General features: G+C 53.5%; 14 protein-coding genes and 1 tRNA gene. 10 read left to right on the top strand and 5 right to left on the bottom strand.

Annotated elements, in window-relative coordinates; translation table 11 throughout:
* Positions 1-259 precede the first annotated feature (259 nt).
* Both LX59_RS05820 and LX59_RS05815 read left to right on the top strand, forming a co-directional pair.
* Positions 260-676 (top strand): DUF2442 domain-containing protein, encoded by a 417-nt coding sequence (locus LX59_RS05820; protein WP_246118685.1) that lies wholly within the window; start codon positions 260-262, stop codon positions 674-676.
* A gap of 28 nt (positions 677-704) precedes the next feature.
* The gene (locus LX59_RS05815) at positions 705-1121 is read left to right on the top strand and encodes a DUF29 domain-containing protein (RefSeq protein WP_144570904.1); all 417 of its coding nucleotides are present in this window, start codon (positions 705-707) and stop codon (positions 1119-1121) included.
* A gap of 289 nt (positions 1122-1410) precedes the next feature.
* On the opposite strand, the gene LX59_RS05810 is transcribed toward LX59_RS05815, so the two are convergent.
* Positions 1411-1486: transfer RNA gene (locus LX59_RS05810), tRNA-Thr, on the bottom strand.
* 143 nt (positions 1487-1629) lie between these two features.
* Between LX59_RS05810 and LX59_RS05805 the strand changes: the two genes are divergently transcribed.
* From LX59_RS05805 to LX59_RS05780, 6 genes are all read left to right on the top strand, one after another.
* On the top strand, positions 1630-2163 hold the full coding sequence (locus LX59_RS05805; protein WP_144570903.1) for a chorismate--pyruvate lyase family protein: 534 nt from the start codon (positions 1630-1632) through the stop codon (positions 2161-2163).
* A 10-nt stretch (positions 2164-2173) separates the two neighbouring features.
* Positions 2174-3055 (top strand): 4-hydroxybenzoate octaprenyltransferase, encoded by an 882-nt coding sequence (gene ubiA / locus LX59_RS05800; protein ID WP_144570902.1) that lies wholly within the window; start codon positions 2174-2176, stop codon positions 3053-3055.
* Positions 3056-3196: 141 nt separating this feature from the next.
* Positions 3197-3592, top strand: coding sequence for a c-type cytochrome (locus LX59_RS05795; protein ID WP_144571005.1), 396 nt, complete (start codon positions 3197-3199; stop codon positions 3590-3592).
* 144 nt (positions 3593-3736) lie between these two features.
* The gene (locus LX59_RS05790) at positions 3737-4450 is read left to right on the top strand and encodes a carbonic anhydrase (RefSeq protein ID WP_144570901.1); all 714 of its coding nucleotides are present in this window, start codon (positions 3737-3739) and stop codon (positions 4448-4450) included.
* 38 nt (positions 4451-4488) lie between these two features.
* A complete protein-coding gene (locus LX59_RS05785; RefSeq protein WP_144570900.1) occupies positions 4489-5358 on the top strand; it encodes an acyl-CoA thioesterase in 870 nt (289 codons plus the stop codon).
* Positions 5355-5954: an HAD family hydrolase gene (locus LX59_RS05780; RefSeq protein ID WP_144570899.1), complete on the top strand. Its 600-nt coding sequence runs from the start codon at positions 5355-5357 to the stop codon at positions 5952-5954. The genes LX59_RS05785 and LX59_RS05780 overlap by 4 nt, the downstream gene beginning before the upstream one ends.
* Before the next feature lie 28 nt (positions 5955-5982).
* Here LX59_RS05780 and oadA read toward each other — a convergent pair whose 3' ends face one another.
* Both oadA and LX59_RS05770 read right to left on the bottom strand, forming a co-directional pair.
* Complete coding sequence (gene oadA, locus LX59_RS05775; RefSeq protein ID WP_144570898.1) at positions 5983-7800, bottom strand: sodium-extruding oxaloacetate decarboxylase subunit alpha; 1818 nt, start codon at positions 7798-7800, stop codon at positions 5983-5985.
* Positions 7801-7880: 80 nt separating this feature from the next.
* A complete protein-coding gene (locus tag LX59_RS05770) occupies positions 7881-9296 on the bottom strand; it encodes an acetyl-CoA carboxylase biotin carboxylase subunit (RefSeq protein WP_144570897.1) in 1416 nt (471 codons plus the stop codon).
* Positions 9297-9573: 277 nt separating this feature from the next.
* Between LX59_RS05770 and LX59_RS05765 the strand changes: the two genes are divergently transcribed.
* Complete coding sequence (locus LX59_RS05765) at positions 9574-10542, top strand: LysR family transcriptional regulator (protein ID WP_144570896.1); 969 nt, start codon at positions 9574-9576, stop codon at positions 10540-10542.
* Here the strand turns inward: LX59_RS05765 and LX59_RS05760 are convergent.
* Positions 10478-10699, bottom strand: a complete 222-nt coding sequence (locus LX59_RS05760; protein WP_144570895.1) for a PA3496 family putative envelope integrity protein — start codon at positions 10697-10699, stop codon at positions 10478-10480. The two genes, LX59_RS05765 and LX59_RS05760, sit on opposite strands and share 65 nt — an antisense overlap.
* A 101-nt stretch (positions 10700-10800) precedes the next feature.
* Positions 10801-11670, bottom strand: coding sequence for a transcriptional regulator HexR (gene hexR, locus LX59_RS05755; RefSeq protein ID WP_144570894.1), 870 nt, complete (start codon positions 11668-11670; stop codon positions 10801-10803).
* Between the two features lie 193 nt (positions 11671-11863).
* On the opposite strand from hexR, the gene LX59_RS05750 reads away from it, so the two are divergent.
* Entirely contained in the window at positions 11864-12313 is a 450-nt protein-coding gene (locus LX59_RS05750; protein ID WP_144570893.1) for a YiiD C-terminal domain-containing protein, read from the top strand.
* Positions 12314-12386: the final 73 nt, after the last annotated feature.

Raw genomic sequence — 12386 nt, 5'->3', positions numbered from 1 at the left:
AATGGAGTGCGTACTCCAGCCTTAGAGCGGCGTGGGTTGTAGCGATTCTGGAGTGCAAAAATTTAGCTGTTCAATTTTCGCAAAAATCCGGTCTGAAAACTCCTCTACAGCCCCATGAAAACGCCAAGCTGTTTAGCGTCCCTATCAGTGCTTACTCCTTTTTTGATGGTGGGCAGGATGGTATTTATAATAAAACCCAAGTCGCTTGGGTTTCACTATAAGGAGCTTTTAGCCACTTGCCAGCAGTGGGAGCATATTGGTGACAGACCAAGCCTTTGAGCAAGCCAACACCTGCGCCCAACAGTGTTTAGCAAAGGGGCCAGTAGCAACCCATGCCGAGTACGACCCTAGCCGCCGTCGGCTTATCATTGCCCTGAGCAACGGCTTGGAATTGGGTATAGCCCCTGATTTAGTGGAGGGGTTAGCGGATACGTCCCCAATGGCCTTAGCTCAAATAGAAATCAGCCCTTCAGGGTTGGGGCTGCATTTCCCTGAGCTGGATACTGATGTGTATATACCCGCCTTATTGGAGGGCATCTTAGGTAGCCCACGATGGATGGCCCAGCGGATGCGGGATATGGGTAAAAAAGGGGGCCAAGCTAAAACTGAGGCTAAAACCAAAGCCGCTCAAGAGAATAGCAAACGAGGTGGACGGCCCCGAAAGCTTGCTTTATAGGTAGCCAATAAGCTCAGAGGATTTATCCATGACAGTAAGTTATGACAGTGATTTTTACGGCTGGACACAAGAACAGGCCGATTTACTGCGCTCTGGACGTTTAACCGAGCTAGATATCCAAAATTTGTTAGAGGAAATAGAAGCAATGGGGCGCAGTGAACGCCGTGAGCTGGAGTCTCGTTTGCAAGTTTTGTTTATGCACCTACTGAAGTGGGAGCACCAACCCAGCCACCGAGGGAAAAGCTGGCAACTGACCATTGAAGAACAACGGCGCAAAGTGAGTCGGGTTCTGTCGGATAACCCCAGCCTTAAAAGCAAACTGCCTGAACTGATGGCTAGTGCTTACGGTGATGCGGTTATTGGTGCTGAGCGCGAGACGGGCTTAGAGCGTAGCGTTTTCCCAACCTCATGCCCTTGGACGTTAGAGCAAGCCCTATCTATTTAGCCCGCACCAGCAACCAAAGGGGCATTCCTAGCGAGGAGGCAAAGGTGGAGGATAGTATTTAAAATCCCTTAAGCGGATACAAGGTTTTAAAGTATGTGGGCCACTTTCCATTAAATGGGAGCAGGATGGATTTAGTGGGTTTGTTTTAGTCTGTTGTATTTGGAGAGAGGAGTTTTTAGAGTCCCCCCAAAAGGTCTAGCGACACCTTCAACGGGGACTGGAACGGGGACTAAAACCCCAAAAAACGAAAAAGGCCCACATTGCTGTGAGCCTAAGTCGTTGTTTTGTATGGTGCCGGCACCAAGAATCGAACTCGGGACCTACTGATTACAAGTCAGTTGCTCTACCTACTGAGCTATACCGGCTTTATGGGGCGCAGATTATACTGTGGACTTTAAGAAAGTAAACTTATTTTTATCAGTAACTCAGCGAGTTTGTTCTACTAAAGATCAAAGTGCGCCGACAAGCGTGCTACATTTTCCTATTCCATCTCTAAGCACCCACCGCTATGTCCAACCCTACCGCCCCTCAGCTTTGGCAAACGGCGAATCATCCTAGGCTCACTGGGCTACAACAAGATTGGCTATTGGATGAAGGATCGCTCACTCAACGCCTCATCAAATTATCAAAAAGCTGTTTTAAGGTTGATTTGCTCCATCAAGGCTGGGACGCTTTGCGAACGGATGAATGCCAAGCTCTGGGTATCCAAAACCAAGCCTCAGGCTGGATACGAGAAGTTTTTCTCTGTGGCCAAGGCCAGCCTTGGGTATTTGCCCGCAGTGTTGCTAGCCATGAATCCCTAATAACCACAAACATGGACTTAGCTAGCCTCGGTTGCCGTCCTTTGGGTGAGCTACTGTTCCAAACACAGGGATTTCAGCGCGGGCCTTTGGAGTTATGTCACTACCCTAAATCTTGGTTGCCCGAATCGGTGCAGACCCAAGGGCTTTGGGCACGGCGCTCTTGCTTTACTCAAGGTTCGTTAAAAATCCTGGTCGCTGAAATATTCCTGCCTGCATTCTGGTACCAGCTAACCTCATGAGATCGCACGAATGTATCTGAATCTGCTCCAGCGCTGTGCTCGCTTACATCCTAGAGCTTGGGATTTTATCCAGCTTATGCGCCTTGATCGGCCTATCGGTATTTACTTACTGCTGTGGCCCACTCTGACGGCGGTTTGGATAGCCAGCCAAGGCCAACCCCAGCTCAGTCATGTGCTGATTTTTGCTTTGGGTGTGGTGTTGATGCGTTCGGCAGGCTGCGTGATTAACGATTTTGCAGACCGTAACTTTGATGGTCATGTACAGCGCACTCGTGATCGCCCATTGGCGGCGGGGCGCATCCGCTCCAAAGAGGCTTGGATACTCTTTGCCATCCTGCTGACATTAAGTTTTGCTCTGGTACTGCTGACCAATGCCACCACAGTTGGGCTTTCGTTTGGTGCGGTAGCCGTTGCCTCGCTGTATCCCTTTATGAAGCGCTATACCCAGTGCCCACAACTGGTACTGGGAGCCGCCTATTCTTGGGGGATTTTGATGGCCTTTACGGCAGCTAATGAGCGCCTGCCTGCAACGGCTTGGGTGCTATATCTAGCCAACCTACTCTGGACGGTAGCTTATGACACCTATTACGCCATGACTGACCGGGAAGACGACTTAAAAATTGGCATCAAATCCAGCGCGATTTTATTTGGACGCGCCGATCGGATGATCATCCTATTGCTTCAGCTTCTGTCCTTGCTGTGTTTGCTGGGAGTGGGCCTGCATGTTGGGCTAGGTGGGGCGTTTTACCTGGGATTATTGGGCGCTCTAGCCTGCTTTGCGTGGGAGTTTTACGACACCCGTATTCCCGATCCTCAGCGCTACTTCCAAGCCTTTTTGCACAACCACTGGGCTGGACTGGTCGTCTTTCTGGGGACTTTATTCGCCTACTGAGCGCCCTGTTTACAGGCGGCGCGACAACAGGATAGTTCCGGCACCGCTAACCCGACCACTATACTGTGACTGACCGAAAAACCTTGGCTATGGACGAGGCAAACCGTGATTAAAAATAAGAACATCCTAGTGTGTGTACTGATGGCAGTGTTTGGGGGATGGTTGAACGGCGCTCATGCTATGACCGAGGCCAGCATCGCCGAGCGACTTAAACCCGTCGGCGAGGTCTGTGTGCAGGGCCAACCCTGTGCCGCCGCAGGAGCCAGCACCGGAGCTTCAGGTGGTGCGGCAGGGGCACGAACCGGGCATGAAATTGTTAATAAGTTTTGCAGTGTCTGCCACGCTACTGGCCTTCTGAATGCCCCCAAAATAGGTGACTCTGCCGCTTGGAAGGCACGATCAGACAGCCAAGGCGGCTTGGATGGATTGCTTAAATTTGCTCTATCCGGGCTTAACGCCATGCCGCCCAAAGGCACCTGCGCCGATTGCTCGGACGACGAGTTGAAAGCCGCTATTCAGCATATGTCTGGTCTATAACCTAAAGCCCAGTTGTGTCATTGTGCCAAGGCCACCTACGGGTGGCTTTGGCGTTACTGGAATTCATCCAGACATCACAGGATAGCGACATCAGGAGGCAGCGGGAAAACCTAAAGCCCTACCCGGGATTCCCGTACTACAGTCATGAAAACATCAAAGACACACGAACAAGCCGCTCACGAGGCGCTAAATAACATCATCGAGGGCTTCAAACGCTTTCGCCACGACATCTTCCCCACCCAAAAGGATCTGTTTAAGCGTCTGGCCACCGCGCAAAACCCTAGGGCGATGTTCATCACCTGCGCCGACTCACGCATCGTACCGGAGCTGATTACCCAAAGTTCTCCGGGCGATCTTTTTGTAACCCGCAATGTAGGTAACGTGGTTCCACCCTACGGTCAGATGAACGGCGGCGTGTCTACTGCCATTGAATACGCGGTCGTGGCGTTAGGAGTGAAGCACATTATCGTGTGTGGCCACTCCGATTGCGGAGCCATGAAGGCGGTGTTAAACCCCAAATCCTTAGCCAATATGCCCACGGTTCAGGCTTGGTTGCGCCATGTGGAGGTCGCCAAAACTGTGGTTGAGGAACATGCCCACTGCGGCTGTGGAGGTTCACATCTGGCTCTGCTCACCGAAGAAAACGTGATTGCTCAGCTCAATCACCTGCTGACCCATCCATCCGTAGCCGCTCGGGTAGCCAGTGGCCAACTCTTTATTCACGGATGGGTCTATAACATCGAAACCAGCGAAATCGTAGCTTATGATGCTGAGCTAGGCCGCTTTTTACCCTTAGATGGGGAAGTAGTGCCCACGGCCACACCCCGTCCGCGCTTTACCGCCCCTGATAAAGACTGAGAGCGCACCTGAGTGGGCCGTCCCCTAGGAGATAGACTGTGACTCAAACATTGGAAACCTTGGTGCAATTATTGGCCTTGGAACCTATAGAGGAAAACCTATTTCGCGGCGCTAGCCACGATCTGGGTTATCGACAGCTCTTTGGGGGACAGGTGCTAGGGCAAGCCTTATCAGCGGCCTGCCAAACTCTAGACCTCCCCCGTCAGCTGCATTCGCTGCATGGCTACTTTTTGCGCCCGGGGGATGCCAAGCATCCGGTGGTGTATCAGGTGGAACGCCTGCGTGATGGCAATAGCTTCAGTGCACGCCGGATTACCGCGATTCAAAAGGGGGAAACCCTATTCTGTGGCATTGCCTCCTTCCAACAGGAAGAAAGCGGTTTTGAACACCAGATTGCCATGCCCGATGTGCCCGGCCCCGAAAATCTACTGACGGATATTGAGCTGATCAGCCAATGGGGCGACCGAGTGCCTGAGCGTGTGCGGGAGCGCTTACCGGCCCGCAAAGCCATCCAATTACGCCCCATCGGTTTGCGCAATCCTTTAGATCCTAAACCCCAAGAGCCTATCCAGCATTTTTGGTTAAGGGCTGATGGACTATTACCGGCTAGCCAAGCCGTACACCGCTATTTATTGGCCTATGCCTCGGATTTCTTTTTAGTTGCAACCGCCCTGCTGCCGCATTCTGTCTCCTTATGGCAGAAGGATTTACAGATGGCCAGCCTAGACCATGCCCTGTGGTTCCACCGAGACGTAAAGGCCGATGAATGGCTGCTGTACAGCCTAGAAAGCCCTTGGGCGGGGCAAGGCCGTGGTTTGGCGCGTGGGCACTTCTTTAATCAGGCGGGGGAATTGGTAGCCAGCGTAGCGCAAGAAGGTTTGATTCGGGTGCGTGAGGATTGGGCATGATTCGGGGCATACACCATTGGGTGTTTGATATGGACGGCACCCTGACCCTAGCCGTCCACGACTTTGCCGCTATTCGCCGGGCCTTAGAAATTCCACCACAGGATGACATTTTAGATCATCTAGCCGCGTTACCCGCTCAACAAGCAGCGGTCAAACGGGCGTGGCTACTGGAGCACGAACGTGCCCTCGCCCAATCCGCTCAAGCAGCCCCGGGAGCCTGTGAGCTAGTTAAAGCCTTACACGACAGCGGTTATACTCTAGGCATCCTCACCCGTAATGCTCGTGAGCTCGCGCTAATTACCTTAGAAGTGCTGGGGATTCATACCTATTTTGCTGAGCAGGACATTCTAGGCCGTGACGAAGCACCGCCCAAACCGCGCCCTGATGGTCTGCTGCATTTAGCCCAAGGGTGGAACATCGCGCCCAGCCAACTGCTGATGGTGGGCGATTATCTGAACGATGTGCAGTGCGCACGCATGGCCGGAGCCTACAACGTGCTGGTCAACGTCAGCGAAAATCTTTGGCCCGAGTGGACGGATCTGCACCTAGCCGACTGCCATGCCTTACACCAGTATTGGCAGGAGCGGGCTTACTGAGCAGCCAAACCCGCTTAAGCCTTACGCCTTAGGCTCCGATTTCGATCAGCAGCTCACCGGGGTTGATGCGATCGCCCTTAGCCACATGCACCGCCTTCACTGTACCGGTGATGGGGGCTTGTACCTCAGTCTCCATTTTCATGGCTTCAGCGATCAGTACCGGCTGACCGGCTTTCACGGTGTCGCCCTCTTTCACCAGCACATCGACAATATTGCCCGGCATATTGGTGGACACATCGCCCGGCGCACTGGCAGAACGGCGTTTACCGCTGCTGCCACCACCGACAAATTGGTTCAGCGGCTCGAACACCACCTCTTCTGGCATGCCATCCACCGAGAGGTAGAAATGGCGTTTACCTTCACCCTTCACGCTCACGCCGGTAATGTCCACACGGTAGCTTTCACCGTGTACATCGACCACGAACTCTGTGGGCACGCCTTCGCCACCCACGGTTTGAGCATTGCCATCAGGAATGGGTAGCAGCACCTCGGGTTGCAGAGTGCCGGCTTCGCGCTCTTCCAAGAATTTGCGGCCAATATCCGGGAACATGGCAAAGGTCAGCACGTCTTCTTCAGACTTAGCCAAAGCACCGATATCTTGACGCAGACGATCCAGTTCCGGCTTGAGCAGATCAGCCGGACGGCATTCGATCAGCTCCTCACCACCGATGGCTTGGAGACGCAGCTTCTCATTCACCACGCCCGGCGCTTTGCCGTAACGACCTTGCAGGTAGAGCTTGACTTCGTTGGTGATGGTTTTGTAACGCTCACCGGCCAGCACGTTGAAGAACGCCTGAGTCCCGACGATTTGCGAAGTGGGCGTCACTAGGGGTGGGAAGCCGAGGTCTTCGCGCACACGCGGAATTTCGGCCAACACTTCGTCCATCCGATTCAGCGCGCCCTGCTCTTTAAGCTGGTTGGCCAAGTTGGAGATCATGCCACCCGGTACTTGGTTGACCTGTACGCGGGTGTCCACGCCGGTAAATTCGCTTTCGAACTGGTGGTACTTCTTACGCACCGCGTAGAAGTACAGACCGATTTCTTGCAGCAGACTCAGGTCAAGGCCGGTGTCGTAGTCGCTGCCGCGCAGAGCGGCAACCATGGACTCGGTACCCGGATGGCTGGTGCCCCAGGCCATGCTGGAGATGGCGGTGTCGATGCGATCCGCGCCGTTCTCGATGGCTTTGAGCTGGCACAGGCTGGCCACGCCGGCGGTATCGTGGGAGTGGATCACCACATCCAGATCCGGCAGGGCCGTTTTCAGCGCTTTAACCAGATCACCAGTGGCAAATGGGGTCAGCAGACCGGCCATGTCTTTGATCGCCAGTGAGTCGATGCCCATGGCCGCCATGGCTTTGGCTTGCTCGACGAAGGCAGCGTTGGTGTGCACGGGGCTGGTGGTGTAGCTGATGGTTCCTTGGGCGTGCTTACCGGCTTTTTTCACCGCGCGGATGGCGGTTTCCAAGTTACGCACGTCGTTCATGGCGTCGAATACACGGAACACATCTACGCCGTTTTCAGCGGCTTTGGCCACGAAGGCTTCCACCACGTCATCGCTGTAGTGGCGATAACCGAGCAGGTTCTGGCCACGCAGCAGCATTTGCAAACGGGTATTGGGCAGAGCTTTACGCAGGGCGCGCAGACGCTCCCAAGGGTCTTCTTTCAAGAAACGCACGCAGGCATCAAAGGTCGCACCGCCCCAGACTTCCAGCGACCAGTAGCCGACCTGATCCAGCTTGGGACAGATGGGCAGCATGTCTTCCAAACGCATGCGGGTGGCCAGCAGCGATTGGTGGGCATCGCGCAGGATGGTATCGGTGAGGGTGATTTTTCTTTGGCTCATAATTCGGTTCTCCTCGCTAAGGGCTAGAGGCCAAAACGGGGGCTTTTCGTTTAGCCTCCCGCCTTCCAGCCTCCAGCCGGCTGTTATAGGCCCGCGTGGGCGGCAATGGCGGCGGCGATGGCCAGGGCCAATTCGCCCGGCTTGCGTTTGATGGAGTAGTTCAGCAATTCGGGGTGGCTGTCCACAAAGCTGGTATTGAACTGCCCGCTGCGAAACTCGGGGTTAGCCAGAATCTGCTGGTAGTAGGTGGTGGTGGTTTTCACCCCTTGCAGATGCATGTCATCCAATGCTCGACGACCACGATCCAATGCTTCTTCCCAGGTCAATGCCCAGACAATCAACTTCAGGCACATGGAGTCGTAGTAGGGCGGAATGGTGTAGCCGGTGTAAATCGCGGTATCGGTACGCACACCGGGGCCGCCGGGGGCGTAATAACGGGTGATCTTGCCGAAGCTGGGCAAAAAGTTATTGCGCGGGTCTTCGGCGTTGATCCGAAATTGCAGGGCAAAGCCACGGTATTGGATGTCTTCCTGCTTCACCGACAGGGGCAAACCCGAAGCGATGCGGATTTGCTCGCGCACGATGTCGATGCCGGTAATTTCCTCGGTGATGGTGTGTTCCACCTGCACCCGAGTGTTCATCTCCATGAAGTAGACTTGGCCTTCGGAGAGCAGAAACTCCACGGTACCGGCGTTTTCGTAGCCTACGGCTTTGGCAGCGCGCACGGCCAGCTCACCCACATAGGCGCGCTGCTCCGGCGTCAGTTGCGGACTGGGCGCAATCTCGATCAGCTTTTGGTTACGGCGCTGAATGGAGCAATCACGCTCAAACAGATGCACCGTATTGCCGAAAGAATCCGCCAGCACCTGCGCTTCGATGTGCTTGGGGTTGATGATGCATTTTTCGAGGAATACCTCGGCGCTGCCGAAGGCTTTAGTGGCCTCGGAAATCACCCGTGGGTAGGCCTGTTCCAGCTCTTCGCGGCTGTTGCAACGACGAATACCACGACCACCGCCACCGGAAGTCGCCTTCAGCATCACCGGATAGCCAATACGCTCGGCTTCACGCAGAGCTTCGGCCAGATCGGCTACGTTGCCTTCCGTGCCGGGGGTACAGGGCACACCGGCGGCCATCATGCTGCGACGGGCTTCGGTTTTATCCCCCATACGGCGAATCACTTCCGCCGAAGGGCCGATGAACTTCACCCCCCGCTCGGCGCAAATCTCTGCCAGCTCAGCGTTTTCCGACAAAAAGCCATAGCCGGGGTGCAGGGCATCACAGCCGGTTTCCACGGCCAGATTGACCAGCTTGCGCGGATTTAAGTAACCGGCCAACGGGTCTTCACCAATAAAGTGGGCTTCATCAGCGCGCTTAACGTGTAAGGCGTGGCGATCGGCTTCGGAGTAAATGGCCACCGAGCGAATGCCCATTTCGGCGCAGGCACGCACGATACGGACAGCAATTTCGCCTCGGTTGGCGATCAGGATTTTCTTGATCACGGGGGTATTCCTCGCCACCAGTGAATACAAGACCCAGATAAAGGGGTCAATGAGGGCCGCTAAACACTATGCAGCGGTATGTTTCGTACCCTACGCCTCTTTGAGAATTATCAAAAATCAATCTTTATTAGATTAGATATAAGTAAAGCCTAATAATAGGCAACCTAAATTCAGTCTTGAGCCCTGAACTAGAGGTTTTAAGACACACCTGATTCATTTCCTGCCTAAGTGGATTTATCGCCATTTAGTAGCGAATATCGGCTAATAGGAGCCTATTGTGCGCCATACCCTTATGCGGATGACCTTGCGTCAACTTCAGGTTTTTAATGCGGTGTGCGATTGTCTGTCCTACAGCCGTGCTGCTGAAGAAATGGCGCTCACTCAACCGGCGGTCAGTCTGCAAATTAGACAAATTGAGGAGTTAATTGGCCAGCCATTGTTTGAGTATGTGGGCAAAAAACTCTACCTCACTGAGGCGGCAGAAGCTTTAAAACGCGCCAGTACTGATATTTTTCAGCGTCTCGAAAGCCTTGATATGCAGCTTTCGGACTTGCAAGGCAAACTCCAAGGGCAGCTTAATCTGACCATTGAGTCCAGTGCTAAATACTTTGTCCCTCATTTATTTGCTGCGTTTCGCCGCACGCATCCTGAAGTCAGTTTGCATTTGGTGGTAGTCAACCATGCGCAGGCGGTCAAGCGTTTGACGGCCAGTCGGGATGATCTATTCATCATGTCGATGGTGCCTCCTAATTTAGCCTTGGATTTTTTGCCTTTTCTAAACAATCCCATTGTGGCCGTGGCTGCACCCGATCATCCCTTGTGTGAAAAGCAAGCCCTCAATTTGCAGGAATTAACTGCCTTTCCCCTATTAGTACGCGAGGTGGGCTCAGGAACCCGTAAAGCCTGCGAGGAGTATTGCCATCAAAAGCGCGCCCATTTCTCACAGTGGGTGGAAATCAGCTCGACGGAAGCCCAGTGTGAAGGCGTTATTGCAGGCTTAGGATTGGCCCTATTACCACGCCATGCGGTACGTTTAGAATTAGCCGCAGGATTGCTGCACGAGTTACCCGTTCAAGAGCTACCCCTGTATCGTAGTTGGTGTGTGGTGCATGCACAGGGCAAACGCCTAAGCCCCGTAGCTCAGGCGTTTTTGGAGTTTATTCGTCAGCAACATGCCCAAATTAACGACTTAGCTGAGCAGTTTTTGCATAGGGACGCGTTAAAGCCTCTACCAACTGGGCTTTAATCGACTTTAGTTCGGGGTAATCTTCAAGCTCGGTATGCAGTGACCGGTCTTCATCGTAGCGCTCAATCGCCCTACGAAAGCGCATCCGGCGCTCATCCTTGAGTTTACGGCGGGTTTTGGTATCGAGAAATTGATAGATTGGATCATAGGCGGACATGTGAACTTCCCATGATGACTAAAGGGAGTTTCAGCATCTCCAACCAAAGTGACCGGCATACGACAAAGTCGTGACCGGTGGATGATCCTAGCTGAGCGTGATTAGGGCGTATCCTGGTGCTTGATGGACTTAGGAGATAGACGCAGGCTACGCAGACTGCGTTTTACACTCTTTAGATGATTAACCAGTTCTGGGCCACGCGCCATAGCGACCCCCATCGCCAGCACATCAATCACTACCAAGTGAGCAATACGCGAGGTGAGGGGCGTGTAAATATCCGTGTCCTCATGTACATCAATAGCCAGATTGATGGTAGCCAAATCAGCCAAAGGGGTTTGACTAGGACATAGGGTAATTAACACCGCACCCGACTCACGCACTAGATTAGCGGTAATCAACTGATCCTTAGAGCGCCCGGACTGAGAAATACACACCGCCACATCATGGGGCTTTAAGGTAACTGCCGACATCGCCTGCATATGGGGATCAGAATAAGCCGCTGCATTGAGCAATAAGCGGAAAAATTTATGCTGAGCATCAGTAGCCACCGCGCCTGAAGCGCCAAAGCCATAAAATTCCACGCGATCTGCTTGGGTGATGGCGGTAATGGCTTTCTGCAAGGCTTCGGGGTCAAGGTGCTCGCGCACTTCCATCAAAGTATGCAAAGTAGTGTCGAAAATCTTTTGGCTGATCTCCACCACCGAGTCGCTTTCATTAATGGCGAACTGGCCGAAGCTGGCTCCAGCCGCCAGACTTTGGGCTAAACGCAGCTTTAAATCCTGAAAGCCCGTGCAACCAATGGCGCGGCAAAAACGCACGATGGTCGGCTCACTCACACCCACGGCACTGGCCACATCCGCCATGGAACTGTGAATCACCGAAGCAGGGTCTTGCAACACATAATCGGAGACTTTGAGCTCCGATTTACGCAGTTTGTCTCGGGATTGAGCAATGTGTTGCAGTAGATTCACGGTCAAAACTCGCTGTGGGAAGAGAAAAAAATCGGCACAGGCGACCTCCAAGAAGCTGTAGTTACCCTGTAGTTATACTACACGAAAATACACTGGGCTCCGCCAAGTTCCATAGAGCAAAATCTTTTCTAGCTAGAGTAATAACGGCATTCTACGCCATGCCCTTTCCCTGCCTCTTCCCAAGGAGTGCTGTATGAGCCCTGAGCAGTATTTAAACACCACCTTTCATGAACAAATTCCCCTGACCAAGGCTTTGGGGCTGAAAGCACGTCAATGGCAAGACCAACAACTGCAACTGGATATCCCTTTTGCCGGAAATACCAACCATACGGGCAGCATGTTCGGCGGTAGTCTCTACTGCGCCGCGGTATTGGCCGGTTGGGGCTGGCTCACCTTACGCCAGCAAGAAACCGGCTTAGAAGGCGGGCATATCGTGATTCAAGGCGGAACCATCGAATATCCGTTACCCGTATTAGAAGACGCTATCGCCGTATGCAGTGCTCCAGCCCCTGAAGTTTGGCAGCGCTTTGAGCAGATGTACCGACGGCACGGACGCGCTCGCCTTAACTTAGAGCCGCGTATCCTGTTAGCCGATCAGCGCGAGGCGGTGCGCTTTAGTGGCCAATATGTACTGCACCGCTAAGACTGGGTTGCTCGTCCGCTTAGTATGAGATGGCATAGACTTCCCCAGTGGGGTCGGGCAGACTGCATGGTAT

It is taken from the genome of Azomonas agilis (genome assembly GCF_007830255.1).
Classification (GTDB): domain Bacteria; phylum Pseudomonadota; class Gammaproteobacteria; order Pseudomonadales; family Pseudomonadaceae; genus Azomonas; species Azomonas agilis.
The sequence above is the reverse complement of the archived record's forward strand: the minus strand, read 5'-3'. Positions and strand labels throughout refer to the sequence as shown.

What these genes read in the sequence shown, in the direction of transcription:
- LX59_RS05815 (WP_144570904.1), top strand. Translation starts at nt 705, where the DNA reads ATGACAGTAAGTTATGACAGTGATTTTTACGGCTGGACACAAGAACAG.
- LX59_RS05805 (WP_144570903.1), top strand. Translation starts at nt 1,630, where the DNA reads ATGTCCAACCCTACCGCCCCTCAGCTTTGGCAAACGGCGAATCATCCT.
- ubiA (WP_144570902.1), top strand. Translation starts at nt 2,174, where the DNA reads ATGTATCTGAATCTGCTCCAGCGCTGTGCTCGCTTACATCCTAGAGCT.
- LX59_RS05795 (WP_144571005.1), top strand. Translation starts at nt 3,197, where the DNA reads ATGGCAGTGTTTGGGGGATGGTTGAACGGCGCTCATGCTATGACCGAG.
- LX59_RS05790 (WP_144570901.1), top strand. Translation starts at nt 3,737, where the DNA reads ATGAAAACATCAAAGACACACGAACAAGCCGCTCACGAGGCGCTAAAT.
- LX59_RS05780 (WP_144570899.1), top strand. Translation starts at nt 5,355, where the DNA reads ATGATTCGGGGCATACACCATTGGGTGTTTGATATGGACGGCACCCTG.
- LX59_RS05760 (WP_144570895.1), bottom strand. Translation starts at nt 10,699, where the DNA reads ATGTCCGCCTATGATCCAATCTATCAATTTCTCGATACCAAAACCCGC.
- LX59_RS05750 (WP_144570893.1), top strand. Translation starts at nt 11,864, where the DNA reads ATGAGCCCTGAGCAGTATTTAAACACCACCTTTCATGAACAAATTCCC.